Source organism: Streptomyces sp. NPDC090741 (assembly GCF_044769045.1).
Classification (GTDB): Bacteria; Actinomycetota; Actinomycetes; order Streptomycetales; family Streptomycetaceae; genus Streptomyces.
Genome location: NZ_JBIVXF010000015.1, coordinates 134,402 through 159,112, shown reverse-complemented (window position 1 = coordinate 159,112; position 24,711 = coordinate 134,402). Strand labels below are relative to the sequence as shown.

The window sequence follows — 24,711 nt, the reverse complement described above, 5'->3', positions numbered from 1 at the left end:
TGTGAGACAGGCTGTCAGTAATGACTACCGCCATGATTACCGCCCGGTAGCCCGGTGGGACAAGCCTCGGAGGCGTGTCGGGGGAGCGAGAACATCGCATGAACGGCTTGATACGTATGCCCGATGTGCCCGGTAAAGGGGTGAGGATTGGTCTTGACCAAGGGGGAGTGCCGTCCTATCGTCGCAGGGATAGTGCAGGAACCTTTAATAAACAAAGGCGCGGAACTGCCGCTGGAACACGGCGATTGCAGCGATGGCAGGAGGAGTCAGGGTGGGGACCACGCAGCTCGAAACGGTGCCGGAGCCTAAGTACTGGCACCTCAAGACCGTCCTCAGCGAGGCGCTCGACCAGGACTTCGCGGTGGGCGAGGTCCTGCCGAACGAGCGTGAGCTCGCCGCCCGCTTCGGAGTCGCCCGCGCGACCCTGCGCCAGGCCCTGGAACAGCTCGAACTCGAAGGGCGGCTGCAGCGCCGCCGCGGGGTCGGCACCACCGTGGCCCCGCCGCGGGTCGGCGTGGCCGTCGGCAGTACGGGGCAGAGCTGGCCCGGCGAGAGCGTCGACGGCTGGGAGGTCGTGGACGCGGACCCGGCCGATGCCGCCCTGCCGTCCGCCGCCGTCCAAAAGCTCCTCGGTGGCGCAGCCGAACGGCCCCTGCACACCGTGCGCCGGACCCGGGTCTCCCACGGGCAGGCCGTCGCCGCCGAGCTGCTGTACGTGCCGGCCGCTTCCGTGCCCGGCCTCTCCGCCATCGACGCCCCGGCCGGACCGGCGCGCGCCCGGGCCGTGCTGCGAGAGCTGCAGCGGCTCGCCCTGGACGGGCAGGACCGCTCGGTGGAGCTCGGATCGGCGCGTGCCGACGACGCCAAGGAACTGGACCGGCTGCCGGGTGCGCCGGTGCTCGTGGTCACCACCCGGTACTTCACCGTCGCGGGTACGGCCGCCGTCTCGGTCGCCACGTACCGCGCGGACACCTGCCGCCTGACCTTCGGTGACTCGGGCGACGTGGAGATAACGCACGAAGCGCGCGTCGCCTCCTGACCGCCGAGGCCCCGCCCGTCCGCCGCCGCGGGGTCAGCGGCGGCGGGTCGTGACCGTCTTCTCCACCGCGAAGAGCTCTTCTTCCACGTGGTCCAGCGCCAGGCGCAGGGCTCCGGTGGCCACCGCGGCCTCGCCGAGCAGGGACTGCGCCACCCGCGGGGGACGAAGGCAGTAGCGCTCCAGTTCCCGGCGCAGGGGGTCCAGGACACCGGCCAGGCCGGCCGCCCAGCCGCCGACCACGACGAGCTCCGGATCCATGGCCAGGACCAGCGCCGCCACGTCGTGCACCAGCCGCTGGATGAAGCGCTCCACCGCGGCCACGGCCCGCTCGTCGCCCCGCCGGGCCATCGCGAAGACCTCGGCGACCGCCTGCTCGTCCAGCGGGTGCAGCGGTTCGCCGGTCGTGGACAGCAGCTTCTCGGGTGTGACGTCGCGGCCCAGCAGGTGCAGGGCGCCGATCTCGCCGGCCGCCCCGCCGAAGCCGCGGTGCAGCCGTCCTCCGATCAGTGATCCCGCGCCGGGGCTGAGCCCCGCCATCACGAACACCATGTCGTCGGTGTCCTGCGCGGCGCCCTTCCAGTGCTCGGCGACCGCGGCCGCGTTGGCGTCGTTCTCCACCTGTACCGGGCAGCGGAACGAGCGCCTCAGCCGCTCGCCGAGGGGCAGTCCGGTCCAGCCCGGCAGCGCCGTGCCCAGGCGTACGGTGCCGTCCGCCTCCACGATCCCGGGGCTGCCGACGCCGACCGCACGCAGGGAGTCCCGCGGTACGCCGGCCCGCCGCAGCAGATCGGCCACCGCCACTCGCACCCGCTCCAGCCGCTCGTCGGCGGACGCCGTCTCGGCGACCTCCTTCGTGCCGGCGCCGATCACCCGCCCGTCCAGCCCGGACAGCAGCACCGCGATCCGGTGCGAGCCGATCTCGATGCCGAGCAGATGCCCCGCCTCGGCCCGGAACCGGTAGCGCCTGGCCGGCCGCCCCTGGCGACGCGCACCCTCCTCCGCGCCGGCCTCGACGACGAGCCCGGTCCCGATCAGCCCCTCGACCACACCTTCGACGGTCGGCCGGGACAGTCCGGTCACCCGGGTGAGGTCGGTGAGGGTCGGCGATTCGGCCGCCCGCAGTGCACGCAGCACCACGGCCGAATTGATCCGCCGGAGCAGAGAGGGATCCCCGCCGGTCAGCTGCCCCAACGTTGTGTCCTCCCAGCTAGCGAGCTTGTCTGCCGGATCGTACTGTGCCCCCGGGGCCGCTGCGAGACGCAGCCCCCCATCGGCCGGAACCGGCTCCTCCCCTCAGGCCGGGGCGACGAATCCCGACTCGTACGCCGTGATCACAGCCTGGGTCCGGTCCCGTGCCCCCAGCTTGCCCAGAATCGCGCTCACGTGGGACTTCACCGTCTCCGTGCCGACGATCAGCTCCTTGGCGATTTCGACGTTCGTCAGCCCGCGCGCCATCGCCCGCAGTACCGCTTCCTCCCGCTCGGTCAGCGCGGCCCGCTTCAGCACCGCCCGCGCCCGCCGGTTCCCGTACTCCGCGGCCAGCGCCCGCACGGCCGCCGGGAACAGCAGCGTCTCGCCCTCGGCCACCAGCCGCACCGCGTGCACGATCTCGGAGGGGCGGGCCCGCTTCAGCAGGAACCCGTCCGCCCCGGCCCGCAGCGCCTGGTACACGTACTCGTCGTTCTCGAACGTGGTCACCACGAGGATCTTCGGCGGGCAATCCACGGTCCGCAGCACGGCCCGCGTCGCCTCGATCCCGTCGAGCAGCGGCATCCGCACGTCCATGGCCACCACGTCCGGCCTCAGCTGCCGCACGAGCGGGACCACGGAGGCCCCGTCGGCCGCCTCACCCACCACCTCGATGTCGGGCTGGGCATCCAGGACGGCACGCAGACCCGCGCGCACCAGGGGCTCGTCATCGACGAGCAGAACGGTAACCGGCATCCGGTCAGCGTATTCGCTCCAGCGGAAGCCGTGCGCGCACCCTCCAACTGCCCTCGAACGGCCCGGTCTCGGCCTCCCCGCCGAGCAGCGCGGCCCGCTCGCGCATCCCGCGCAGCCCGCTCCCGCTCCCGGGGATGAAGGCGGGCCCCTCCGGCAGCGGGTTCATGACCTCCATGTCCAGCCTGCCGACAGCCATCTCCACCCGGACCCTGACCGGCACCGGCCCGCAGTGCCGCAGCACGTTCGTGAGCGCCTCCTGCAGGATCCGGTAGCCCTCCCGGGTGACCGGGCCCGGCAACTGCTCCAGCGGTCCCGTCAGTTGCGCATCGACCTCCGACCCCGATGCCCGCGCCGACTCCAGCAGCCGGTCGGCCTCGGCCAGCGTCGGCCGCTGGGAGACGGGCTGCGCCGACTCCCGCAGGACCAGCAGGACCCGTTCCAGGTCCTCCAGCGCGGCCCGGCCCGTTTCCTCGATCGCGCTCAGCGCGCGGTCGGTGAACTCGGGGTTGCCGGCGGCCCGGGCCGCACCCGCCTGTACCACGGCCACCGTCAGGGCGTGCCCGATCGAGTCGTGCAGCTCCCGGGCGATGCGCGTGCGCTCCAACAGCTGCTCGGTGCGGGCCTCCAGGGCCGTGAGCCGCTCGGCGGCCGAAGGCCCCAGCAGCCGGCGCGCGACCGCGGTGACCACCTCGCCCAGCAGCACCACTATGGCGATGAGAAGGACCAGCGGCACCGGAACGAGCAGTGCGGCGGCCCAACGCGGCGGAGGGAAGGGGATCATGAGGTCCGAGTTGAGCGGGTGTCCGAGCGCCGCCGCGACCAGTTCGACGGTCATCACCGGGAGCCATACGGTCGCGGCCATGGCGGCGAGTGCGATGACGAGCCGTGCCTCGAGCCACAGCAGCGTCCGCCACCGGTCGCCCCACCGCGCCGACGGCGCGGCACTGATGCCGCTGTCGGGGTTGCCGCGGTCATGCGGGGTGAGCAGGAACTGCGCTTGCAGCCCCTCGGCCAGCCGCACCCAGGGCACCAGGCCGAACGGTATGACGATGACCAACGGCATCCACGGCCACGCCGGCTCTATGAACATCCACAGGGCCAGCAGCAGCACGGGCACGCACAGATGCAACCAGCGTGAGTAGGTCACCGGTTGGAGCGGGGCACGGAGCAGTCGGTACATGCCCCCATCGTGGCAGTGACCGGCCCGGACGCGTCTCCCCCACGTGGGGGAGACGGCACCCTCGCATGGGGGAGGAGCGGGGGTGGGGCGGGCGGCGAATCTTGAGCCATGAACAGCATCGAGATCCGAGAACTGACCAAGGAATACGGCCGCACCCGGGCCGTGGACCACCTCACCTTCGACGTCCTGCCAGGGCGGGTCACCGGATTCCTCGGCCCCAACGGCGCCGGCAAGTCCACGACGATGCGCCTGCTGCTGGGCCTGGACCGGGTCACGTCCGGGACGGCCACGATCGGAGGGGCCCGGTTCACCGACTTCCCCGACCCGCTGCACCGCGTGGGCGCACTCCTGGACGCCCAGGCGGCCCACGGCGGGCGCACCGCCCGGGACCACCTCCGCTTCCTCGCCGCTGCCGACCGCATCCCGGTGCGCAGGGTCGAAGAGGTACTGGAGCAGGCGGGGATCGCCTCGGCGGCAAAGCGTCGGGTCAAGACCTTCTCGCTCGGCATGCGCCAGCGCCTCGGCATAGCGGCCGCGCTGCTGGGAGATCCCGGGGTGCTGCTGCTGGACGAGCCCACCAACGGGCTCGACCCCGAAGGCATCATCTGGATCCGCGAGCTGATGCGGGGCCTCGCCGCCGAGGGCCGCACGGTGCTCGTCTCCAGCCATCTGATGTCCGAGACCGCGGCGCTCGCCGACCACCTGGTCGTGCTCGGGCAGGGCAGGCTACTGGCCGACTCCTCCATGGAGGAGTTCATCGAGGCCCGCAGCACCCCGAAGGTGCGCCTGCGGACTTCGGACCCGGTCCGTCTCCGGGCGACCCTGGCGCGGGACGGCTTCGAGATGGCGAGCGCCGACGACGGGCGCTGGACGGTGGAGGGCATACGGGCCGAGCAGCTCGGAGGCATCGCCGCCCGCGAGGGCATCCCTGTGCTGGAACTCTCCGACGAACGCGCCTCGCTGGAGCAGGCCTACCTCGACCTCACCGCCGACCACGCCCAGTTCGCCGCCACCCACTGACCTTCCCCAAGACCCAAGGAGGCTTCGCCATGAGCGCCGCTCTGCCCACCGTCCCCGTCCTGCACTCGGAATGGATCAAGATACGGTCCCTTCGCGGCACGTTCGGGGCGCTGATCGCCATATTCCTGGCCACCGCCGGGATACAGGCTCTGGCGGCTGCCGCCGTAGGCCAGGCCGAGGCCGGCAGCATGGGGGAGGACCCGCTGCTCGGCGCCTTCTACGGCATCAACTTCGGTCAGATAGCGGCGTTCACCTTCGGGGCGAGCGCGTTGGCCGCCGAGTTCCACAACGGCGCCCTGCGCACGTCGCTGACCGCCGTGCCGAGCCGTACGCGCTTCTACCTGTCGAAGATCGCCGTGGTGGGCGCGCTCGCCTTTCTTGCGGGCCAGGTCACCGGACTGCTCACCTTCGTCCTGGGTCAGGCGTTCATGGGTCAGTACGCGATGTCCCTGGGGGACCCGGGCACCCTCCGCGCAGTCTTCGGCAGCGGTGTGTACCTCACGCTCATGGCCCTGTTCGCGGCCGGACTGACAGCGGTGCTGCGCAGTGCGGCGGTCGTGCTGAGCGTGCTCATACCCTTCGTCGTCATGGCGCCTTTCATCATCGGCCAGGCCGCGGGCGGCGTGGCCGAGTTCTTGCCGGACCAGGCGGGGCAGCTCGTCATGCACCTGGAGTCCAGCGGTCGGCTCGGTCCCTGGAGCGGCCTCGGGGTGCTGGCGCTGTGGGCGGCGGCCGCGCTGGCCGGCGGCTGGCTGGCGGTGCGCCGGCGTGACGCGTGACGCCGGGCCAGTTGTCAGACCTCGACGCGATACTGACGGTATGACCACGGCAGAGCATCTCGACACGATCGACCGGCTCCGTACGCGTGCCTTCCCCGACGTCCCGGGCAGGTCCGAAGTGGGCACCAGCGGGCCCGGCTACCACCTTGCGGAGCTGGGCGGGAGCCGGTGGTACGGGGACGAGGACGCAGCCGATCGCCTGGCGCACGAGGACCAGGTGTCCGCCGAGTTCGACGCCCTGGCTCAGCGGCTGGAGGAGCGCTGGGGCAAGCCGGACCGGTTCACGCTCGACAGCCTGCGGCTGCGGACGGAGGCCGGGGAGGTGGCGCAGCCGTGGCAGGAGATCGGCGACACCAGCGACCACCTCCACCTCTGGCGGGTCGGGGACCGCTGGGTCGCCGTCTACGAGGCCCGCTGGGGGGCCGACCACTCACCGCAGCTGATGGCCGCGGTGACCGTGATCGACCCGCCCTAGAGGTCCCCGGGTTCGATTCGGCGGCCGTGCGGAGGCGGGCGTACTCCTGGGCCACGGACTCCGCGGTCCGGTGGGCGTTGAGGCCGCTGGGGTTGGGAGCGCCCGGACGCGGGTGGAGCCGATGCGGATCGGGTCGGCTCAGGGCGCCCGGGTTCCGAACGCGGGGGCGAGGCTCACGGGGGTGCGCCGACTTGCAGCCGCACACGCGGTGTGATCGCCTGGAGCTGAGAGTGACCGACCTTCAACGGCGGTGGAAACCGTGCCGTGGTCATGGAAGAAGCGGCCAACGCGGAGGACTGGCAAACGTCATGGGTCCGCGGGGTCAGGTCAGGTCCCAGGCCGGGTCGGTGTCAGTGGCGCGGACGGCAGAGCGGTTGAACGTGCCCGTCCCGCCGAGAGCAAGTGGCTGTGGGCAAGTCGGCCGGCACCATGCCCTCACCCTCCGGGTGGGGCCGTCATGGTTTCTGGGCTGGTCAGGCCGGCCACTGCGGGCGCAGCAGTTCCACCTTGGCGGTCGGCATGCGGCCGCCCTCGAGGAGACCCGGATCGATCCCGCAGAACAGCACACGCAGACCGCCCGTGACCACGTCCGGGATGACGCGGTCACGGGCGGCGCTCAGCTCCTCGGGGTCAGAGGATCGACCCCGGCGCGTACCCGGCGGCCTCCGGGTGCTGCTTGGTGATCGCCTCGATACGGGAGACCACCGCGGCCACCTGGTCACCGGCCGCGCCCGTGAAGGACAGCTTGTCGGCCATCAGGGCATCGAGCTGCGCCCGGTCCAGCGGCATCCGCTCGTCGGCAGCCAGCTTGTCCAGCAGCTCGTTGCGCTCGGCGCCCTGCTCGCGCATGGCGAGCGCGGAGGCCACCGCGTGCTCCTTGATGACCTCATGGGCGGCCTCGCGGCCGACACCCGCCCGCACCGCGCCCATCAGGACCTTGGTGGTCGCGAGGAACGGCAGGTAGCGGTCCAGCTCGCGGGCCACGACGGCCGGGAAGGCGCCGAACTCGTCGAGGACCGTCAGGAAGGTCTCCAGCAGGCCGTCGAACGCGAAGAACGCGTCGGGCAGGGCCACCCGGCGGACCACGGAGCAGGACACGTCGCCCTCGTTCCACTGGTCACCGGCCAGCTCGCCGGTCATCGAGGCGTAGCCGCGCAGGATGACCATCAGGCCGTTGACGCGCTCGCAGGAGCGGGTGTTCATCTTGTGCGGCATCGCGGAGGAGCCGACCTGGCCGGGCTTGAAGCCCTCGGTGACCAGCTCGTGGCCGGCCATCAGACGGATCGTCTTCGCGATCGACGAGGGGGCGGCGGCCAGCTGCACCAGGGCGGTGACCACGTCGTAGTCGAGCGAGCGCGGGTAGACCTGGCCGACGGAGGTGAAGGCCTCGGCGAAGCCGAGGTGGGTGGCGATCCGCTGCTCCAGGTCGGCCAGCTTGGCGGTGTCGCCGCCCAGCAGATCGAGCATGTCCTGGGCGGTGCCGACCGGGCCCTTGATCCCGCGCAGCGGGTAGCGGCCGAGCAGGTCCTCCAGCCGGGCGTAGGCGACCAGCAGCTCGTCGGCCGCCGTGGCGAAGCGCTTGCCCAGGGTCGTCGCCTGCGCGGCGACGTTGTGGGAGCGGCCGGCCATGACCAGCTCGGCGTGCTCGCCGGCCAGCTTGCCCAGCCGGGCGAGGACGGCGACCGTACGGTCGCGGGCCAGCTCCAGCGAGAGCCGGATCTGGAGCTGCTCGACGTTCTCGGTGAGGTCGCGGGAGGTCATGCCCTTGTGGACGTGCTCGTGGCCGGCGAGGGCGTTGAACTCTTCGATGCGGGCCTTCACGTCGTGCCGGGTGACCTTCTCGCGCTCGGCGATGGAGGCGAGGTCGACCGTCTCCAGGACGCGCTCGTAGTCGGCGAGGGCGGCGTCCGGGACCTCGATGCCGAGGTCCTTCTGGGCGCGGAGCACGGCGAGCCACAGCCGCCGCTCCAGCGTCACCTTGTACTCGGGGGACCACAGGACGGCGAGCTCCGCGGAGGCGTAGCGGCCGGCCAGGACATTGGGGATGCGGGGCTTGGCTGTCACGTGTAGGGATTCTACTTGGGCCGCAGCTGTGCGTTTACGCAGGTAGGGACCCCGCCCCGGATTGTGCCTTGCTACGAGAGCGGCTCGCGCGCGGCTGCCTCGTACGGGAGCAGCTCCGGGCGCTTGGCCGGGCGGCCGTCCCCCGAGGAGCGGCCGGTCAGGCGGCGGCCCACCCACGGCAGCAGGTGCTGCCGGGCGAAGCTCAGGTCCTGGGACCGGCGCACGGCCCAGCCCGGCGCTGCCGCCGCCGGGAGCTCGGCGCGCCAGTCCTGCTCGGGCGGCAGGCCCAGCGTCTGCCAGACCGCCTCGGCGACCCGGCGGTGGCCCTCGGCCGTCAGGTGCAGCCGGTCCACGTCCCACACGCGGGGGTCGGCCAGCACCCCGGCCCCGTACAGGTCCACGACCAGGGCCCCGTGCCGGGCGGCCAGCTCCTCGATGATGCCGAAGAGCTCCTCCATGCGCGGCCGGAAGCGGTCCATCACCGGCCCGTTGCGCCCCGGAGAGCGCATCAGCACCAGCGTCCGGCAGGTGGGGGCCAGCACCTCCACGGCCTGCTCCAGGTGCCCGCGGACCCGGCCCATGTCGACCTTCGGCCGCAGCGCGTCGTTCAGACCGCCGACCAGCGTCACCACGTCCGCGCCCATCGCCGCCGCGACCGGGGCCTGGTCCTCGGCTATCTGCCCGATCAGCTTCCCGCGGACCGCGAGGTTCGCGTAGCGGAAGCCGGGCTCGCGCGCCGCGAGGCGGGCGGCCAGCAGATCGGCCCAGCCGCGGTAGGAGCCGTCGGGCAGCAGGTCGGACATGCCCTCGGTGAAGGAGTCGCCGACCGCGACGAAACTGGTGTAAGACGCATTCATCTCCATGGCGCAGCGATGTTACCGCGCGGTACCCCGGCCGTGCAGGGCCGGGGCACCACCGCGGTGGCAACCGCGTCAGGCGGAGGCCGGCCTGCCGAACAGCTCGCGCAGCACGTCCTCCATCGTGACCAGGCCCGTCATCGCCCCGCCCGAACCCATGACCGCCGCCAGATGCGTCCGGCTGCGCCGCATCGCGGTCAGTACGTCGTCCAGCGGGGTCTCCGCCCGTACCTGGGCGATCGGACGCAGGGCGGAGACCGGGAACGGCTGGTCCCGCTCCGGACCGTCCGCGTCGAGGGCGTCCTTGACGTGCAGGTACCCGAGGATCCCCGCCTGGGCGTCGATCACCGGGAAACGGGAGTACCCGGACTCGGCGGACAGCCGCTGAAGGGCCGTCGGCGTGACGCCCTCCCGGGCCACGACGACCCGGTCCAGCGGCAGCACCACATCGGTGACCGGCCGCCGGCCCAGCTCCAGCGCGTCGTGCAGCCGCTCGCTCGCCCGGCCGTCGATCAGCCCCGCGGCGCTGGAGTCCTTCACGATCCGGGCCAGCTCGTCGTCCGAGAACGTCGCCGCGACCTCGTCCTTCACCTCCACCCGCAGCATCCGCAGCAGGAGGTTGGCGAAGGCGTTGATCGCGAAGATCACCGGCCTCAGCGCCCGGGCCAGGGTCACCAGCGGCGGACCGAGCAGCAGCGCGGTGCGCACCGGCTCGGACAGCGCCACGTTCTTCGGCAGCATCTCGCCGAAGAGCATGTGCAGGTACGTCGCCAGCGCCAGCGCCACCACGAACGAGATCACGTGGGTCAGCCCCGAGGGCACCCCGATCAGGTCGAACAGGGGGGTCAGCAGGTGCGCGATGGCCGGCTCGGCCACCACACCCAGCACCAGGGTGCACAGCGTGATGCCCAGCTGGGCCGCCGCCATCAGCGCCGAGACGTGCTCCAGCGCCCACAGCACGGCGCGGGCCCGCCGGTCGCCCTGCTCGGCGTACGGCTCGATCTGGCTGCGCCGCACCGAGATCAGCGCGAACTCGGCGCCGACGAAGAAGGCGTTGACGACCAGGGTCGCCAGGCCGATCAGCAGTTGGAGCACTGTCATCGCGCTCCCTCCCCACCCTTGTCCGACGACTCCTGCGCCGGCTCGGCCGGCGCGTGCAGCAGCACCCGCGCGGCCCGCCGGCCGCTGGCGTCCACCACGTCGAGCCGCCAGCCGGCCAGCTCCATGCTGTCGCCGACGGCCGGGATCCGGCCCAGCTCGGTCGCTATCAGCCCGGCGAGGGTCTCGTACGGGCCGTCCGGCACGCGCAGCCCGATCCGCTCCAGCTGGTCGGTGCGCACGGCGCCGTCGGCGGAGTAGAGGGGGCGCCCGGAGGCGTCCGTACCGGCCGGGGCCAGGTCCGAGGTCTCGTGCGGGTCGTGCTCGTCGCGCACCTCGCCGACGACCTCCTCGACGATGTCCTCCAGGGTGACCACGCCGGCCGTGCCGCCGTACTCGTCGATCACCACGGCCATCGTCTGGCGGCCGGACAGCAGGTCCAGCAGCCGGTCCACGGTCAGCGACTCCGGTACCAGCAGCGGATCGCGCAGCAGCCGGTTGACGGGGCGGCGGTGCCGTTCCTCGGCGGGCATCGCGAGCACGTCCTTGATGTGGACGGTGCCGACGACGGTGTCGAGGCTCCCGCGGTAGACGGGGAAGCGCGACAGGCCGGTCGCGAGCGTCGCGTTCGCCACGTCCTCGGCGGTGGCCTGTACGTCGAGGGCCGTGACCTGGACCCGCGGGGTCATGACGTTCTCCGCGGTCAGGTCGGCCAGGTTCAGGGTCCGTACGAAGAGCTCGGCGGTGTCCTTCTCCAGCGCCCCCGCCTTCGCGGAGTGCCGGGCCAGCGCCACCAGCTCCTGCGGGGTGCGCGCGGAGGCCAGCTCCTCGGCCGGCTCCATGCCGAGCCGGCGGACCATGTGGTTCGCCGTGGTGTTCAGATGGCTGATGAACGGCCGGAAGGTGCGGCTGAAGACCCGCTGCGCGGTGGCCACGCGCTTGGCGACGGCCAGCGGTGAGGAGATCGCCCAGTTCTTGGGGACCAGCTCGCCGACGACCATCAGGACGACGGTCGACAGTACGGTGCCCAGGATCAGGGCGGTGGAGGAGGCGGCGCCGGCCGACAGCCCCATGGCCTCGAAGGGGCCCTGGAGCAGGGCGGCGATCGAGGGCTTGGAGATCATGCCGATGACCAGGCCGGTCACGGTGATGCCGAGCTGGGCGCCGGAGAGCTGGAACGTGAGGCTCCGGACGGCCTGGAGGGCGCTCTCGGCCCCGCGCTCGCCGCGCTCGGCGGCCTGTTCGAGCTCACTGCGCTCGACGGTGGTGAGCGAGAACTCGGCCGCGACGAAGGCCCCGCAGGCAAGGCAGAGCAGCAGCGCCACGAGGAGCAGGAGCACTTCGGTCATCGGTCGGTCACCTCCGTCCCATGATCAGCCAGGAGGAGGGGTATCGCGCGATGTCGGGTACTGGGGGGCTCGCCCATGGGCGGACGCTCACACCTTTCGTTCGGGTCGGTTTTCGGTCGGTCGACCGCTTGCACCATAGTAAAGGAAAGGCAAAGAGGTCGGATCATTCTTTTGGCGGAGCGCAACCGGATGATGGGATCCGGCCATGAGTGATCTTCATATCGGTCCCGCGTCCGCCGCTGATCTCACCGCCGTGCTCGACTTCTGGAAGACGGCCGCCGAGGGAACGAGTATCAGCGACGACCTCGCCGGGGTCGAGCGCCTCCACGCCCGCGATCCGCACGCCCTGCTGCTCGCCCGGCGCGAGGGCGAACTGGTCGGCACCGTGATCGCGGGCTTCGACGGCTGGCGCTGCCACCTGTACCGGCTCGCGGTGCACCCGGACCGCCGCCGCCAGGGCGTCGGGTCGGCGCTGCTGGCCGCCGCGGAGGAGCGGTTCCGCGAGCTCGGCGGACGGCGCGCCGATGCGATGGTGCTGGACCGCAACGAGCGGGCGCACGGGGCATGGGCCGCCGGCGGGTACCACCCCGGGGACCAGTGGACCCGCTGGGTCAAGCCGCTGGGCTGAGGGCTCGGGTGGGCAGAACCGAAGCCGGCGGTCGGCTGAGTACGCGTACTCAGGAGTTCGGGGCCGTGTCGTGACGACAATCGGGTGATCCGATCATGCGCCCCGGCCGCTGGGGACCGCCCCAGGAAGTGGAGACCCGGTGACATCCCGTACGACCACCCCCGCCCGCGCCGTGCTGCTCGCCGCCGGAATGCTCGTCATGACGGCCTGCGGCACCACGGTGGCCGGGAGCGGCCCGGTCGCGGACCCGTCCCCGGTGCCGACGCCCGGCCAGAGCACGGACCACGCCGCCCAGGCGGCGGCCGCGGTGGTCCGCCACGACAAGCTCTTCCCGGAGGTGGCCGCGCTGTGCGAGGGCAAGGCGAGCGTGGCGCCGACCTCGTCGGCCGCACCGGACGACCTGCCCACGGACCCCGCGGCGCGCAAGTACGCGGAGAACCACGCGTACAAGAACCAGGCCGCGCTCACGCCCGCCGCCCAGTGCCGCGGCGACGCGCACGCCGCACGGATCAAGGCGGCGCTGGGCGGCTCCGACGGGAAGGGCGCACCGCGGACGGCGCAGGAGCTCAGCGGGCTCCTGACCGGGATGGGCTACAAGGTGGAGACGGGAGACGTGGACGCGTCGAGCACGGGCAACCTCTCGTTCGTCCTGTCGATTCCGGAGAGCGGGCCGTGCGTGACGGGTCATGTGAGGCCGCCGGTGAGCGTGCAGGCGCACGGCGTCTACATGGAGGGCGGCTGCCACGAGCCGCGCGGCGGCCACTGAACGCCCCGCGAACGGCAAGGCCCGGCGGGCCGGACGGCGCCGCCGGACCTGACCGGTCCGGGTATCGGATCAGGGCTGCCAGGTCCTCAGGAAGGACTCCGGGGACCAGGTGCCCGACAGGGCGGCGGAGAGCCACGTCGGGGCCGCCGCGCGGAAGGACTCCGGGGAAAGGGATCCCGAGGCCGCGGGCACGACGCCCAACAGCGGGAGCCCCGAGGACGACGGCAGGTCCGCCAGGTTGCAGCGGCAGGCCAGGTCCGGCTCCGCCGGCCAGCTGCCGATGACCACGCCCGGCGCCTTGAGCCCCCGGGCCCGGAGGGCTTCCGCCGTCAGGGTCGTCGAGTTGAGGGTGCCGAGGGCCGGCGGGGTGACCACCAGGACCGGGGCGTCGAGCAGGCGGGCCGCGTCGGCCAGGGTGTGGCCGTCCTCGTCGAAGCGGACCAGCAGCCCGCCCGCCCCCTCCACCAGGACCAGGTCGTGGGAGCCGGACAGGTCCCGCGCCGCCTCCGCGATCTCCGTCGGGGAGAGCGTCGGCAGGCCGGCCCGGCGGGCCGCCGTGTCGGGGGCCAACGGCTCCGGATAGCGGGCCAGTTCCACCGCCGTGACCGTCGGCCCGGCCAGGCGGACCACCTCCGCCGCATCGCCCGGAGCGCCGGGTTCCATGCCCGTCTGAGCCGGCTTCAGCACCGCCACCGAGCGGCCCGCCGCCACGGCGGCGGCCGCGACCGCCGCCGTGACCACCGTCTTGCCGATCTCCGTGCCCGTGCCCGAGACCACCAGTACCGTCATGTCAGCCCTCCTGCGCGGCCGCGCACACCGCACGGCAGATGCGGGCCACGTCGGCGTCGTCCGTGACGAACGGCGGCATCACGTAGATCAGGTCCCGGAACGGACGTACCCACACGCCTTCGCGGACCGCGGCCCGGGTCGCCGCGGCCACGTCCACCTCGTGCGTCAGCTGGACCACGCCGATCGCGCCCAGGACCCGTACGTCCCGCACACCGGGCAGCTCCCACGCCGGAGCCAGGCCCTCCAGCAGGCCCGCCCCGATGCGCTTGACCTCGCGCTGCCAGTCCTGCCCGAGGAGCAGGTCGATCGAGGCCAGCGCCACGGCCGTGGCGAGGGGGTTGCCCATGAACGTCGGCCCGTGGGCGAGGATCGGGACGGCGCCCCGGGAGATCCCGTTCGCCACCCGCTCCGTGCACAAGGTGGCGGCCAGCGTGAGGTAGCCGCCGGTCAGGGACTTGCCGAGGCACATCACGTCCGGGGTGATCCCGGCGTGGTCGGCCGCGAACAGGGCGCCGGTGCGGCCGAAGCCCGTCGCGATCTCGTCCAGGACGAGCAGGACGTCGTACTCGTCGCACAGTTCGCGCAGCACCCGCAGGTACCCCGGGTTGTGGAAGCGCATGCCGCCCGCGCCCTGGACCACCGGTTCCACGATCACCGCGGCCAGCTCGTCCGCGTGGGCGGAGAGCAGGGAGCGCAGGTGGTCGACGTACGCGGGATCCACGGGTGCGTCGAACCCGCTCGGCGGGATGTCCGCGAAGAGCTGCTGCGGGAGGATCCCCGACCAGAGCTCGTGCATGCCGCCCTCGGGGTCGCAGACGCCCATCGGCGTCCAGGTGTCCCCGTGGTAGCCGCCGCGCCAGGTCAGCAGCCTGGTCTTGCCGGACCGGCCGATGGAACGCCAGTACTGGAGGCACATCTTCACCGCGACCTCGACCGAGACCGACCCCGAGTCGGCGAGGAAGACGTGCTCCAGGCCGGGCGGGGTGATCTCGACCAGCCGGGCGGCGAGGCGGACGGCGGGCTCGTGGGTGAGCCCGCCGAACATCACGTGCGACATCCGGCCGAGTTGGTCGGTCACGGCCTCGTTCAGCGCCGGGTGGTTGTACCCGTGGATCGCCGACCACCAGGAGGACATGCCGTCGACCAGCTCGTCCTGCCCCTGCGAAGGCTCGGCCAGCCGCAGCCGGACCCCCGAGGCGGAGGAGACCACCAGGGGCTCCTGCCGCCCGGGCATCGGACCGTACGGGTGCCAGACGTGCTGCCGGTCCAGCGCGAGCAGTTCCGCGGCCGGCAGCGAGTGGTGCTGGTCAGGCATTGGGCGCGAGGTCCGTTCCCGCGCCCCGGCGGCGGACCGCCACCAGGTCCGAGCGGACCTCGCCGGCCGGAGCCTGGGCCTGTGCCCCGGCGGGCACGGGGGCCGCCGCCGCGACCGCCGCCTGTGCCGGGACGGCCTCGTGGCCCGAGCAGCCGCCGCACGCCGAACCGCAGCCGGCCTCGGCCGCCGAGGAGCCGCACGGTCCCTGGCCTGCCGCGGCCCTGGCCGCCGCCAACGCGTCCGCACGGTGCGCCGGCAGGGTCGTCGTACCGGCGCCCTCCACCTCGAAACCGGCGTCCGCGATCATGTCGAGGTCGGCCTGGCCCGCCTGGCCCTCACTGGTGAGGTAGTCGCCGAGGAAGATGGAGTTGGCGATGTGCAGTGCGAGCGGCTGCATCGAGCGCAGGTGCACCTCGCGGCCGCCGGCGATCCGGACCTCCACGTCGGGGCAGACGAAGCGCACCATCGCCAGGATCCGCAGGCAGCGCTGCGGGGTGAGGTTCCACTCCTTGGCCAGCGGGGTGCCCTCGAACGGGATCAGGAAGTTGACCGGCACCGAGTCCGAGTCCAGCTCGCGCAGCGAGTAGACGACGTCGACCAGGTCCTCGTCGCTCTCGCCCATGCCCGCGATGAGGCCCGAGCAGGCGGACAGGCCCGCCGCGTGCGCCTTCTGCACCGTGTCGACCCGGTCCGCGTAGGTATGGGTCTTGGTGATCTGGCCGTACGTGGCCTCGGAGGTGTTCAGGTTGTGGTTGTAGGCATCGGCGCCCGCGTCCTTCAGGCGCTCGGCCTGGCCCTCCGCGAGGAGGCCGAGGCACGCGCACACCTCGACGCCCTCGTTCTGCTCCTTGATCGCCTCGATCGTCCTGCCGACCCGCTCGACGTCGCGGTCCGTCGGGCCGCGCCCGCTCGCCACCAGGCACACGCGCTTCGCGCCGCCCGCGACACCGGCCGCGGCGGCCTGCGAGGCCTCCTCCGGTTTGAGCCACGTGTACTTGAGGATCTCCGCCTTCGATCCCAGCCGCTGGGAGCAGTAGGAGCAGTCCTCGGGGCAGAGCCCGGACTTCAGGTTGACCAGGTAGTTCAGCTTGACCCGACGCCCGAACCACTGGCGGCGCACCTTGCCGGCCGCGGCCACCACGTCGAGCAGTTCGTCGTCAGAGGTCGCCAGTACGGCAAGCGCCTCTTCGCGGGTCGGCAGCTCGCGCCGCAGCCCCTTGTCCACCAGGGTGTTCAGCAGGTCCATGAGGCCGATCCTGGACTACACGAGCACTCCCGGCCAAGGAGAGATCGCACAACATGGCCGGAACGGAGTGTGTGGATCGCCACACCTGGCACTCAAGTGACGGCCGTTAGGGTCAGGCAGGTCTGTGGACTGCCGACAAAAAACGAGGACCCGCCGATGAGCCAGCACAGCCCCGAGCCCGATGACGTGTTCGCCTGGATCGACGACGCGGAGCGGGCCCGTGAGCAGGCCGGACTCGTCCGGACGCTGCGCCCCCGTCCGGCCTCCTCGCCGCTGCTGGACCTCGCGAGCAACGACTACCTCGGCCTGTCCCGCCACCCCGAGACCGTACGCGGCGCGCGCGAGGCGGCCGAGCGGTGGGGGGCCGGGGCCACTGGATCACGCCTGGTGACCGGTACGACCGAGCTTCATGCGGAGCTCGAGCGGGAGCTCGCGGCGTTCTGCGGATTCGAGGCCGCGCTCGTCCTGTCCTCCGGGTACGCCGCCAACCTGGCGGCCGTCACGGCGCTCGGCGACCGCGGCACGCTCGTCGTCTCCGACGCGGGCAACCACGCCTCGATCGTCGACGGCTGCCGGCTCTCGCGCGCCGGGATCGAAGTGATCCCGCACTCCGATCCGGAAGCCGCGCGCAAGGCGCTCGCCACGCACGAGGGCCGCGCGCTGCTGGTCAGCGACTCGGTGTTCTCCGTGGACGGGGACGCCGCCCCGCTCGCCGCGTACGCGGCCGCCTGCCGGGAGCGGGGCGCGGCCCTGGTCGTGGACGACGCGCACGGGCTGGGAGTCCTGGGGGAGGGCGGCCGGGGGGCCCTGCACGCCGCCGGCCTCGCGGGCGCGCCCGGGGTGGTCGCCACCCTCACGCTCTCGAAGTCCCTGGGCAGCCAGGGCGGGGCCGTGCTCGGTCCGGCCAAGGTGATCCGGCACCTGGTCAACACCGCCCGGACGTTCATCTTCGACACCGGGCTGGCCCCGGCCGCCGCGGGCGCGGCGCTGGCGAGCCTGCGTCTGCTCCGGCGGGAGCCGGAGCGCGCCGGCCGGGCCCGCGAGGTGGCCGACCGGCTGTACGGGCGGCTCACCGCGTCCGGCCTGACCGCGGCCCGGCCGGACGCGGCCGTGGTGTCGGTACGGGCCCCGTCGGCCGCGGCGGCACTGCGCTGGGCCGCCGACTGCCGCGAGGCAGGTCTGTCCGTGGGGTGCTTCCGTCCGCCGTCCGTGCCGGACGGCATCTCCCGGCTGCGGCTGACCGCACGGGCCGATCTCACGGGGGACGAGATCGACCGGGCCGTCGAGACGATCCTGAAGACCGCCCCGGCCGGAGCCACGGACTGCTAGGGCCTCACGCGAGTACGTCCACGTCTGCCCGTACTGCTGCGAGGAAGCCGTTCCAGGCCGGCTCGGTGAAGAGCACGGCCGGGCCGTCCGTCCGCTTCGAGTCGCGGACGGCCAGCAGGCCGCCGCCACCGAGGACGGCGGTTTCCACGCAGTTGTTCATTCCGGTGCTGCGGCTGCTCCGCCGCCACCGCGCGCTGATCAGAAGTCCGCTGGTGGAGAGGGGGGTTGCGGACACGGGGGTGCCTCCTTACGCGTCGTCAGCGAGTGAGCTGATGAGATCCGACGAGTCCTGGGGCGGTAGGGCGTGCGCCTGGATGGTGCGGAATGCGGCGCTGTACGCCTCAAGGTCTTCCTTCCGCTCCAGGTAGAGGCTACTCGTCAAATGGTCGAGTACCACCACATCCAGATCGGCGATGTTCGGAAATGAGAAAATAACGAACGGTCCTGTCAGGCCGAGATGGCCCCCCACGCTGAACGGCAGTACCTGCAGCCGCACTTGGGGCAACCGGGCCACCTGCACCAGGTGCCGCAGCTGCGCCGCCATCACCCCGGGCCCGCCGATCTGACGCCGCAGCACCGCCTCGTCCAGTACGGCGCTCAGCTCCAGCGGCGGATCCGCCCGCAGCACCGACTGCCGGGCCAGCCGTACGTCGACCAGCGCGTCCACCTTGGGCTCCGGCAGCCCGCCCAGCGCGGCCCGGGTCACCGCCCGCGCGTACTCCGGGGTCTGCAAGAGGCCCGGCACCACGGAGAGCTCGACCGTACGGGCCGAACGGGCGCTCGCCTCCAGGCTGATGAAGTCCCGGTACTCCTGGGGCAGCAGGCCCCGGTAGTCGTGCCACCACTGGCGGCCGCGCCCGGCCTCGCCCCCGCCCGCTGCGGGTCCCGCCGCCGAGGCCGACAGGGCCTCCAGCAGCGCCCGCTGCTCGGGGCTGACGACCTTTCCGTACACATCGAGGAGGAGGCGGATGTCCTCCGGTTTCACGCCACTGCGCCCTGTCTCGATGCGGCTGATTTTCGACTGGTGCCACCCCGCGATCCGGGCGGCCTCACCACTGGTGAGTCCGGTCCGGTCGCGCAGGGCGCGCAGTTCCTCGCCGAGCTTGCGCCGGCGCACCGCGGGACCGTGCTGCATACCCGCCTCCTTCCACCGGCACAGCTCGCACCAGTCTGCCGTCCAAATACGCTCTTCCGTAGCAGAGTTCACTGCATTGAGCGACAGATATATGCATATCTTGGGAGAACGGCCGCTTCGACGGGACGATGGGTGGCACTCTGGCGTCCAGCACAGATCCGGGGCGGTTCGCCCCGGTGGGAAAGGGACCGTCTCCATGGCAGACCACCAGGAAGCATCCGTCACTCTGCCGAGCGATCCCGCCTCGGTCGCCACCGCCCGCCGCTACGTCGCGGAGGTGCTCGGTGAATGGGGACTGCCCGACGAGGCCGACACCGCGGACAGCGTCCGGCTGATCGTCTCGGAGCTTGCCACCAACGCCGTCCAGCACACGTTCGGCCAGTCGCCGACCTTCACCGTCGACGTCCGCCTGGAGCGCGGGGAGTGGCTCCGCGTCGGGGTGACCGACAGTCACCCGCGCTGGCCCAGGCGCCTCCCGGCCGCCGTGCAGCAGGACAACGGCCGGGGGATGGTCATCATCCGCTGGCTCACCGCCGAAGCGGGTGGCCGGCTCTCGGTCAGCCCCACCGAGGACGGCGGCAAGACCGTCTGGATCGCTCTCCCCTGGCCCGTCGGAGCCCCCGCGAAGAGCGTCTCCGGCTGTTGATCCCCCCTGGGTCGCAGTTCCCCCTGGGTGTCCGTATACGGAACCGGGTGTGGGCGGCCCGGGAGTTGAACCGAGTGCTTCCCTGAAACGTGGGTTAACGCGGCGGAAAAACGCGGCGCCTAGCGTTGCGGCCACGGCCGTCCGTCAATGATCACCCATCCTTCGGCAAAGGGCCGGTGCTCGGGACGGAAAGCCTTCCCCTGCGTTGGGCAAGAGACGCTTGGCCCGGATACGTGCAGGTCAACAAAGTGTTGAAGGCCGCTAGGGTCGGCCCGGCTCGACGCTGACATGGTCCTGGAAGCTTGGTGATACGAGTGCAACTGACACCGCACGAGCAGGAACGGCTGCTCATCCACGTGGCCGCGGACGTGGCCGAGAAGCGCAAGGCGCGCGGCGTCCTCCTCAACCACCCCGAGGCGATCGCGCTGATCACCTCGCACATCCTCGAAGGGGCCCGCGACGGGCGGACCGTGGCCGAGCTCATGGCCTCCGGCCGCACGGTGCTCGGCCGCGCCGAGGTGATGGAGGGGATCCCCGAGATGATCCACGACGTCCAGGTCGAGGCGACCTTCCCGGACGGCACCAAGCTCGTCACCGTCCACGAACCGATCGTCTGAAGGGGAGAACCCGCATGATCCCCGGCGAAATCGTCCACGGGGACGGCCCGGTGCGCCTCAACGAGGGCCGGCCCGTCACCCGCCTCACCGTGCTCAACGCCGCCGACCGGCCCGTCCAGGTCGGCTCCCACTACCACTTCGCCGAGGCCAACCCCGGCCTCGACTTCGACCGCCCGGCGGCCCGCGGGCTGCGGCTCAACATCGCCGCCGGCACCGCCGTGCGCTTCGAGCCGGGCATCCCGGTCGCCGTGGAACTCGTACCGCTGGGCGGGCTGCGCACCGTACCGGGCCTGCGCGGGGAGACCGGAGGGCCGCTCGATGGCTGAGCTCGACCGCCGCGCGTACGCCGACCTCTTCGGGCCGACCGCGGGCGACCGCATCCGGCTCGCCGACACCGACCTCTTCGTCGAGATCGAGCGGGACCTGAGCGGCGGCCCCGGACGCTCCGGCGACGAGGCCGTGTTCGGCGGCGGCAAGGTGATCCGCGAGTCCATGGGCCAGGCCCGGACCACGCGCGCCGAAGGCGCCCCCGACACCGTGATCACGGGAGTCGTCGTCCTGGACCACTGGGGCATCGTCAAGGCCGACATCGGCATCCGCGACGGCCGCATCTGCGGCATCGGGAAGGCCGGCAACCCCGACACCATGGACGGGGTGGACCCCGCCCTCGTGATCGGCCCCGAGACCGAGATCATCGCGGGCAACGGGAAGATCGTCACGGCCGGCGCCATCGACGCCCACGTGCACTTCATCTCGCCGACCGTCATCGACGAGGCCCTCGCCTCCGGCATCACCACCCTCGTAGGCGGCGGCACCGGCCCCGCCGAGGGCACCAAGGCCACCACCGTCACGCCCGGACCCTGGCACCTCGCCCGGATGTTCGCGGCCCTGGAGTCCTACCCCGTCAACATCGGCCTGCTGGGCAAGGGCAACACGATGTCCCGCGAGGCCATGCACTCCCAGCTGCGCGGCGGCGCCCTCGGCTTCAAGATCCACGAGGACTGGGGGGCCACCCCCGCCGTCATCGACGCCTGCCTGAGCGTCTGCGAAGAGACCGGCGCCCAGGTCGCCGTTCACACCGACACCCTCAACGAGGCCGGGTTCGTCGCCGACACCCTCGCGGCCATCGCCGGGCGGACGATCCACGCGTACCACACCGAGGGCGCGGGCGGCGGGCACGCACCCGACATCATCACCGTGGTCTCCGAGCCGAACATCCTGCCCAGCTCCACCAATCCGACCCGGCCGCACACCGTCAACACCATCGAGGAACACCTCGACATGCTGATGGTCTGCCACCACCTCAACCCGGCGGTCCCCGAGGACCTGGCCTTCGCCGAGTCCCGGATCCGGCCCTCGACCATCGCCGCCGAGGACGTACTGCACGACCTCGGCGCCATCTCGATCATCTCCTCCGACGCCCAGGCCATGGGGCGCGTCGGCGAGGTCGTGCTGCGCACCTGGCAGACCGCCCACGTGATGAAGAAGCGGCGCGGCTTCCTGCCCGGCGACGGGCCGGCCGACAACCACCGCGCCCGCCGCTACGTCGCCAAGTACACGATCAACCCTGCCGTGGCCCAGGGTCTCGCCCGTGAGATCGGCTCGGTGGAGACCGGCAAGCTCGCCGACCTCGTGCTGTGGACACCCGCCTTCTTCGGGGTCAAGCCCGAAGTGGTCATCAAGGGCGGCCAGATCGCCTACGCGCAGATGGGCGACGCGAACGCCTCCATCCCGACCCCGCAGCCGGTGCTGCCCCGCCCGATGTTCGGCGGTCACGGCCGGGCCCCCGGGCTGAACTCGGTCAACTTCACCGCGCAGGCCGCGCTCGACGACGAGCTGCCCGAACGGCTCGGACTCGGCAAGCAGTTCGTGGCCATCGAGAGCACCCGCAAGGTGGGCAAGGCGGACATGCGCAACAACGACGCCATGCCGAGGGTCGAGGTCGACGCCGACACGTTCACCGTCACCATCGACGGCGAGGTGGTGGAGCCCGCGCCCGCCGCGGAACTGCCCATGGCGCAGAGATACTTCCTCTTCTGACATGGAACCCCTGCTGATGGCGGCGGCCCCATGAGCCTCGCCGCGCTGCTCGTCCTCGCCGACGGACGCTTCCCCGCGGGCGGGCACGCCCACTCCGGCGGGGCCGAGGCCGCCTGCAAGGCCGGCCGGATCCACGACGCCGCCACCCTGGAGGAGTTCTGCCGCGGCCGGCTCCACACGGCCGGACTCACCGCCGCGGGACTCGCCGCCGCCGCGGCCCTCGGGCTCGACCCGGCGGTCCTCGACGCCGCCGCCGACGCCCGCACGCCCTCGCCCGCGCTGCGCACCGCGGCCCGGCGGCTGGGCCGGCAGCTGCTGCGCGCCGCCCGGGCCACCTGGCCCGCCCCCGAACTCGACGCGCTCGCCGCGGCCTTCCCGCGCGGGGCGCACCAGCCGGTGGTGCTCGGGCTGACCGCCCGGGCGGCCGGGCTCGGGCCGCTGGAGGCCGCGCACGTGGCGGCGTACGAGAGCGTGAGTGGACCGGCGACCGCGACGGTACGCCTCCTCGGCCTGGACCCCTTCGAGGCGAGCGGGGTCCTGGCCCGCCTCGCCCCCGAGCTCGACGCCGTCTCCGGCCGGGCCGCGCAGGCCGCGGACCGGGCCCGGCGGGCAGGCCCCGACGCCCTGCCCGCGGCCTCCTCACCACTGCTGGAGATCGCGGCGGAGCTCCATGCCGACTGGCCGGTACGGCTGTTCGCCTCCTGACGGCTCCGGCCGCCTCCCCCATCCCCTTGGAGTTCCCCATGCACCTCGACCACGGCGTGACCTACCCCCAGCGCCACACCCACAGCGCCGCGCCCGTACGGGCGGACGGCACGCGCCGCGCCCTGCGCATAGGACTCGGCGGACCCGTCGGCTCCGGCAAGACGGCCACCGTCGCCGCGCTCTGCCGCGCCCTGCGCGCCGAACTGTCCATGGCCGTCGTCACCAATGACATCTACACCCGGGAGGACGCCGAGTTCCTGCTCCGCGAGGCCGTCCTGCCGCCCGAGCGGATCAGCGCGGTCGAGACCGGCGCCTGCCCGCACACCGCCATCCGCGACGACATCTCCGCCAACCTGGAGGCGGTGGAGGAGCTGGAGGAGACGGTCGGTCCGCTCGACCTGATCCTCATCGAGTCCGGCGGCGACAACCTCACCGCCACCTTCTCCCGCGGTCTCGTCGACGCCCAGATCTTCGTCATCGACGTGGCGGGAGGCGACGACATCCCGCGCAAGGGCGGCCCCGGGGTCACCACCGCCGACCTGCTCGTCGTCAACAAGACCGACCTCGCCCCCTACGTGGGCTCCGACCTGGACCGGATGGCCCGCGACGCCGCCGAGCAGCGCGGCGAACTCCCCGTCGCCTTCCAGTCGCTGCGCGGCGGGCAGGGCGTGGCTCCGGTGGCCGCCTGGGTGCGCGAGCGGATCGCCGTCTGGGCCGCCCGGTGAGTCCTACGGTGGCCGGCGCACCTCCCGCCGCCCCGCCGGCCCCGGCTCCGCCCGGTCTGGCCCCGCCCGCCCCGGCTCCACCCGCCCCGGCACGGCCCGCCCCGGCTTCGGCTCCGGCCGGTGTCCGGGCCACCGCCCGGATCTCCGCCGTCGCCGACGGCCGGGGCGGAACCGCCCTGCCGCTGCTGGCCGGGGAAGGGCCGCTCGCGCTGCGCCGCACCCGTGGCACGCCCGCCGAGGCCGGCGTGATGCTGGTCGGCGCGATGAGCGCGCCGCTCGGCGGGGACCACCTCACGGTGGAGGCCGCCGCCGGCCCCGGGGCCCGCCTCGCCCTGGCCTCGGCGGCCGCCACTCTGGCGCTGCCTGGGCGCGGTGGTGCGCCCGCGCGGTACGACGTACGGCTGACCCTGGCCGAGGACGCGGCGCTGCGGTGGCTGCCGGAGCCGCTGGTCTCCGTGCGCGGCAGCGACCTGCGGGTGCGCACCCGCGCCGAACTCGCGCCCACGGCCCGGCTGCTGCTGCGCGAGGAGCAGGTGCTGGGCCGTTCGGGGGAGGTGCCGGGCCTGCTGCGCAGCCGGCTCACCGTGACCCGGGGCGGGAGCCCGCTGCTGGACCAGGAGGTGACCTGCGGACCGGGCGCGCCCGGCGGCTGGGACGGCCCGGCGGGGCTCGCGGGCCACCGGGCGCTCGGTCAGCTCCTGGTCGTGGACCCGGCGTTCGCCACATCGGCGCCGGTGGCCGCGGTGCTCGGGGAGTTCGCGGCGGTCACTCCGCTGGCCGGTCCCGCCGTCCTCGTGACGGCTCTGGCGCCCGACGCCCTGCGGCTGCGCGAGGTACTCGACGTGGCGTGTCTCACGTACGGCTGGTAATCGCTGAGCGAACCTGGGACGAATGGGACACCGCTCAGCGGTACACGCCTTTCCGGTTATCGGGTTGGCAAAGAACGCGACCTCGCTCTGTTGTCA

Annotated in this window: 26 protein-coding genes and 1 pseudogene; 14 read left to right on the top strand and 13 right to left on the bottom strand. The window is 72.8% G+C overall.

What is annotated here, in order from left to right:
* Positions 1–271: 271 nt before the first annotated feature.
* A complete protein-coding gene (locus ACIQU4_RS32660; RefSeq protein WP_403738441.1) occupies positions 272–1,039 on the top strand; it encodes a GntR family transcriptional regulator in 768 nt (255 codons plus the stop codon).
* 33 nt (positions 1,040–1,072) lie between these two features.
* Here the strand turns inward: ACIQU4_RS32660 and ACIQU4_RS32655 are convergent, their stop codons facing one another.
* The 3 genes from ACIQU4_RS32655 to ACIQU4_RS32645 all read right to left on the bottom strand — a co-directional run bounded on the left by ACIQU4_RS32655 (position 1,073) and on the right by ACIQU4_RS32645 (position 4,163).
* A complete protein-coding gene (locus tag ACIQU4_RS32655; protein ID WP_403738439.1) occupies positions 1,073–2,230 on the bottom strand; it encodes an ROK family transcriptional regulator in 1,158 nt (385 codons plus the stop codon).
* A gap of 102 nt (positions 2,231–2,332) precedes the next feature.
* On the bottom strand, positions 2,333–2,983 hold the full coding sequence (locus ACIQU4_RS32650; protein ID WP_403738437.1) for a response regulator: 651 nt from the start codon (positions 2,981–2,983) through the stop codon (positions 2,333–2,335).
* Positions 2,984–2,987: 4 nt separating this feature from the next.
* The gene (locus ACIQU4_RS32645; protein WP_403738434.1) at positions 2,988–4,163 is read right to left on the bottom strand and encodes a sensor histidine kinase; all 1,176 of its coding nucleotides are present in this window, start codon (positions 4,161–4,163) and stop codon (positions 2,988–2,990) included.
* A 108-nt stretch (positions 4,164–4,271) separates the two neighbouring features.
* Between ACIQU4_RS32645 and ACIQU4_RS32640 the strand changes: the two genes are divergently transcribed.
* Genes ACIQU4_RS32640 through ACIQU4_RS32630 form a run of 3 tightly spaced genes read left to right on the top strand, consistent with a single transcriptional unit; the run spans position 4,272 to position 6,437 of the window.
* Positions 4,272–5,183, top strand: coding sequence for an ABC transporter ATP-binding protein (locus ACIQU4_RS32640; RefSeq protein WP_403738432.1), 912 nt, complete (start codon positions 4,272–4,274; stop codon positions 5,181–5,183).
* Between the two features lie 29 nt (positions 5,184–5,212).
* Positions 5,213–5,962 carry an ABC transporter permease subunit gene (locus tag ACIQU4_RS32635; RefSeq protein ID WP_403738429.1) on the top strand — a complete coding sequence of 250 codons (750 nt, stop codon included), beginning with the start codon at positions 5,213–5,215 and terminating at the stop codon, positions 5,960–5,962.
* 40 nt (positions 5,963–6,002) lie between these two features.
* Complete coding sequence (locus tag ACIQU4_RS32630; protein WP_403738426.1) at positions 6,003–6,437, top strand: hypothetical protein; 435 nt, start codon at positions 6,003–6,005, stop codon at positions 6,435–6,437.
* A 536-nt stretch (positions 6,438–6,973) separates the two neighbouring features.
* On the opposite strand, the pseudogene ACIQU4_RS32625 reads toward ACIQU4_RS32630, so the two are convergent.
* The 5 genes and pseudogenes from ACIQU4_RS32625 to ACIQU4_RS32605 form a co-directional block, all read right to left on the bottom strand.
* A pseudogene (locus ACIQU4_RS32625) lies at positions 6,974–7,057 on the bottom strand (mismatch-specific DNA-glycosylase); the annotation flags it as partial.
* Between the two features lie 10 nt (positions 7,058–7,067).
* A complete protein-coding gene (gene purB, locus ACIQU4_RS32620) occupies positions 7,068–8,501 on the bottom strand; it encodes an adenylosuccinate lyase (protein ID WP_403738423.1) in 1,434 nt (477 codons plus the stop codon).
* A gap of 71 nt (positions 8,502–8,572) precedes the next feature.
* A complete protein-coding gene (locus ACIQU4_RS32615) occupies positions 8,573–9,364 on the bottom strand; it encodes an SGNH/GDSL hydrolase family protein (RefSeq protein WP_403738420.1) in 792 nt (263 codons plus the stop codon).
* Positions 9,365–9,433: 69 nt separating this feature from the next.
* On the bottom strand, positions 9,434–10,459 hold the full coding sequence (locus tag ACIQU4_RS32610; protein ID WP_403738417.1) for a hemolysin family protein: 1,026 nt from the start codon (positions 10,457–10,459) through the stop codon (positions 9,434–9,436).
* Positions 10,456–11,805, bottom strand: a complete 1,350-nt coding sequence (locus tag ACIQU4_RS32605) for a hemolysin family protein (protein WP_403738415.1) — start codon at positions 11,803–11,805, stop codon at positions 10,456–10,458. The genes ACIQU4_RS32610 and ACIQU4_RS32605 overlap by 4 nt, the downstream gene beginning before the upstream one ends.
* Before the next feature lie 205 nt (positions 11,806–12,010).
* On the opposite strand from ACIQU4_RS32605, the gene ACIQU4_RS32600 reads away from it, so the two are divergent.
* Together ACIQU4_RS32600 and ACIQU4_RS32595 are read left to right on the top strand one after the other, a co-directional pair.
* Entirely contained in the window at positions 12,011–12,433 is a 423-nt protein-coding gene (locus ACIQU4_RS32600; RefSeq protein ID WP_403738412.1) for a GNAT family N-acetyltransferase, read from the top strand.
* Between the two features lie 139 nt (positions 12,434–12,572).
* On the top strand, positions 12,573–13,199 hold the full coding sequence (locus ACIQU4_RS32595) for a hypothetical protein (RefSeq protein ID WP_403738411.1): 627 nt from the start codon (positions 12,573–12,575) through the stop codon (positions 13,197–13,199).
* Between the two features lie 69 nt (positions 13,200–13,268).
* On the opposite strand, the gene bioD is transcribed toward ACIQU4_RS32595, so the two are convergent.
* The 3 genes from bioD to bioB are packed head-to-tail and all read right to left on the bottom strand — an operon-like array spanning position 13,269 to position 16,549.
* Positions 13,269–13,988: a dethiobiotin synthase gene (gene bioD / locus ACIQU4_RS32590; protein ID WP_403738408.1), complete on the bottom strand. Its 720-nt coding sequence runs from the start codon at positions 13,986–13,988 to the stop codon at positions 13,269–13,271.
* 1 nt (position 13,989) lies between these two features.
* Entirely contained in the window at positions 13,990–15,303 is a 1,314-nt protein-coding gene (locus ACIQU4_RS32585) for an adenosylmethionine--8-amino-7-oxononanoate transaminase (RefSeq protein ID WP_403738406.1), read from the bottom strand.
* The gene (gene bioB, locus ACIQU4_RS32580; RefSeq protein WP_403738404.1) at positions 15,296–16,549 is read right to left on the bottom strand and encodes a biotin synthase BioB; all 1,254 of its coding nucleotides are present in this window, start codon (positions 16,547–16,549) and stop codon (positions 15,296–15,298) included. Before bioB ends, ACIQU4_RS32585 begins: the two co-directional genes overlap by 8 nt.
* A 156-nt stretch (positions 16,550–16,705) precedes the next feature.
* Here bioB and ACIQU4_RS32575 point away from each other — a divergent pair, with 156 nt between their 5' ends.
* Positions 16,706–17,878 (top strand): 8-amino-7-oxononanoate synthase, encoded by a 1,173-nt coding sequence (locus ACIQU4_RS32575; protein WP_403738402.1) that lies wholly within the window; start codon positions 16,706–16,708, stop codon positions 17,876–17,878.
* Positions 17,879–17,882: 4 nt separating this feature from the next.
* Here the strand turns inward: ACIQU4_RS32575 and ACIQU4_RS32570 are convergent, their stop codons facing one another.
* Together ACIQU4_RS32570 and ACIQU4_RS32565 are read right to left on the bottom strand one after the other, a co-directional pair.
* Positions 17,883–18,113, bottom strand: coding sequence for a DUF397 domain-containing protein (locus tag ACIQU4_RS32570; RefSeq protein ID WP_134068303.1), 231 nt, complete (start codon positions 18,111–18,113; stop codon positions 17,883–17,885).
* A 12-nt stretch (positions 18,114–18,125) separates the two neighbouring features.
* Entirely contained in the window at positions 18,126–19,013 is an 888-nt protein-coding gene (locus ACIQU4_RS32565; RefSeq protein WP_403738399.1) for a helix-turn-helix domain-containing protein, read from the bottom strand.
* A gap of 196 nt (positions 19,014–19,209) precedes the next feature.
* Here ACIQU4_RS32565 and ACIQU4_RS32560 point away from each other — a divergent pair, with 196 nt between their 5' ends.
* The 7 genes from ACIQU4_RS32560 to ACIQU4_RS32530 all read left to right on the top strand — a co-directional run bounded on the left by ACIQU4_RS32560 (position 19,210) and on the right by ACIQU4_RS32530 (position 24,615).
* The gene (locus ACIQU4_RS32560; protein WP_132758724.1) at positions 19,210–19,659 is read left to right on the top strand and encodes an ATP-binding protein; all 450 of its coding nucleotides are present in this window, start codon (positions 19,210–19,212) and stop codon (positions 19,657–19,659) included.
* A gap of 314 nt (positions 19,660–19,973) precedes the next feature.
* Positions 19,974–20,276 carry an urease subunit gamma gene (locus ACIQU4_RS32555; RefSeq protein ID WP_030158263.1) on the top strand — a complete coding sequence of 101 codons (303 nt, stop codon included), beginning with the start codon at positions 19,974–19,976 and terminating at the stop codon, positions 20,274–20,276.
* Between the two features lie 14 nt (positions 20,277–20,290).
* Positions 20,291–20,602 (top strand): urease subunit beta, encoded by a 312-nt coding sequence (locus tag ACIQU4_RS32550; RefSeq protein ID WP_030860667.1) that lies wholly within the window; start codon positions 20,291–20,293, stop codon positions 20,600–20,602.
* On the top strand, positions 20,595–22,316 hold the full coding sequence (locus ACIQU4_RS32545) for an urease subunit alpha (protein WP_403738395.1): 1,722 nt from the start codon (positions 20,595–20,597) through the stop codon (positions 22,314–22,316). The genes ACIQU4_RS32550 and ACIQU4_RS32545 overlap by 8 nt, the downstream gene beginning before the upstream one ends.
* A 30-nt stretch (positions 22,317–22,346) precedes the next feature.
* Positions 22,347–23,021 carry an urease accessory protein UreF gene (locus ACIQU4_RS32540; RefSeq protein WP_403738392.1) on the top strand — a complete coding sequence of 225 codons (675 nt, stop codon included), beginning with the start codon at positions 22,347–22,349 and terminating at the stop codon, positions 23,019–23,021.
* 38 nt (positions 23,022–23,059) lie between these two features.
* Entirely contained in the window at positions 23,060–23,746 is a 687-nt protein-coding gene (gene ureG, locus ACIQU4_RS32535) for an urease accessory protein UreG (protein ID WP_403738390.1), read from the top strand.
* 140 nt (positions 23,747–23,886) lie between these two features.
* On the top strand, positions 23,887–24,615 hold the full coding sequence (locus ACIQU4_RS32530; RefSeq protein WP_403738614.1) for an urease accessory protein UreD: 729 nt from the start codon (positions 23,887–23,889) through the stop codon (positions 24,613–24,615).
* The last annotated feature ends 96 nt before the right edge of the window (positions 24,616–24,711 follow it).

Bases quoted from the DNA above. Each gene is read 5' to 3' on its own strand.
- ureG (WP_403738390.1), top strand. From the start codon at position 23,060: ATGCACCTCGACCACGGCGTGACCTACCCCCAGCGCCACACCCACAGC.
- ACIQU4_RS32635 (WP_403738429.1), top strand. From the start codon at position 5,213: ATGAGCGCCGCTCTGCCCACCGTCCCCGTCCTGCACTCGGAATGGATC.
- ACIQU4_RS32585 (WP_403738406.1), bottom strand. From the start codon at position 15,303: ATGCCTGACCAGCACCACTCGCTGCCGGCCGCGGAACTGCTCGCGCTG.
- bioD (WP_403738408.1), bottom strand. From the start codon at position 13,988: ATGACGGTACTGGTGGTCTCGGGCACGGGCACGGAGATCGGCAAGACG.
- ACIQU4_RS32640 (WP_403738432.1), top strand. From the start codon at position 4,272: ATGAACAGCATCGAGATCCGAGAACTGACCAAGGAATACGGCCGCACC.
- ACIQU4_RS32630 (WP_403738426.1), top strand. From the start codon at position 6,003: ATGACCACGGCAGAGCATCTCGACACGATCGACCGGCTCCGTACGCGT.
- ACIQU4_RS32550 (WP_030860667.1), top strand. From the start codon at position 20,291: ATGATCCCCGGCGAAATCGTCCACGGGGACGGCCCGGTGCGCCTCAAC.
- ACIQU4_RS32645 (WP_403738434.1), bottom strand. From the start codon at position 4,163: ATGTACCGACTGCTCCGTGCCCCGCTCCAACCGGTGACCTACTCACGC.
- ACIQU4_RS32540 (WP_403738392.1), top strand. From the start codon at position 22,347: ATGAGCCTCGCCGCGCTGCTCGTCCTCGCCGACGGACGCTTCCCCGCG.
- ACIQU4_RS32650 (WP_403738437.1), bottom strand. From the start codon at position 2,983: ATGCCGGTTACCGTTCTGCTCGTCGATGACGAGCCCCTGGTGCGCGCG.
- ACIQU4_RS32610 (WP_403738417.1), bottom strand. From the start codon at position 10,459: ATGACAGTGCTCCAACTGCTGATCGGCCTGGCGACCCTGGTCGTCAAC.
- ACIQU4_RS32600 (WP_403738412.1), top strand. From the start codon at position 12,011: ATGAGTGATCTTCATATCGGTCCCGCGTCCGCCGCTGATCTCACCGCC.
- ACIQU4_RS32565 (WP_403738399.1), bottom strand. From the start codon at position 19,013: ATGCAGCACGGTCCCGCGGTGCGCCGGCGCAAGCTCGGCGAGGAACTG.
- ACIQU4_RS32605 (WP_403738415.1), bottom strand. From the start codon at position 11,805: ATGACCGAAGTGCTCCTGCTCCTCGTGGCGCTGCTGCTCTGCCTTGCC.
- ACIQU4_RS32615 (WP_403738420.1), bottom strand. From the start codon at position 9,364: ATGGAGATGAATGCGTCTTACACCAGTTTCGTCGCGGTCGGCGACTCC.
- ACIQU4_RS32560 (WP_132758724.1), top strand. From the start codon at position 19,210: ATGGCAGACCACCAGGAAGCATCCGTCACTCTGCCGAGCGATCCCGCC.
- ACIQU4_RS32575 (WP_403738402.1), top strand. From the start codon at position 16,706: ATGAGCCAGCACAGCCCCGAGCCCGATGACGTGTTCGCCTGGATCGAC.
- ACIQU4_RS32545 (WP_403738395.1), top strand. From the start codon at position 20,595: ATGGCTGAGCTCGACCGCCGCGCGTACGCCGACCTCTTCGGGCCGACC.
- bioB (WP_403738404.1), bottom strand. From the start codon at position 16,549: ATGGACCTGCTGAACACCCTGGTGGACAAGGGGCTGCGGCGCGAGCTG.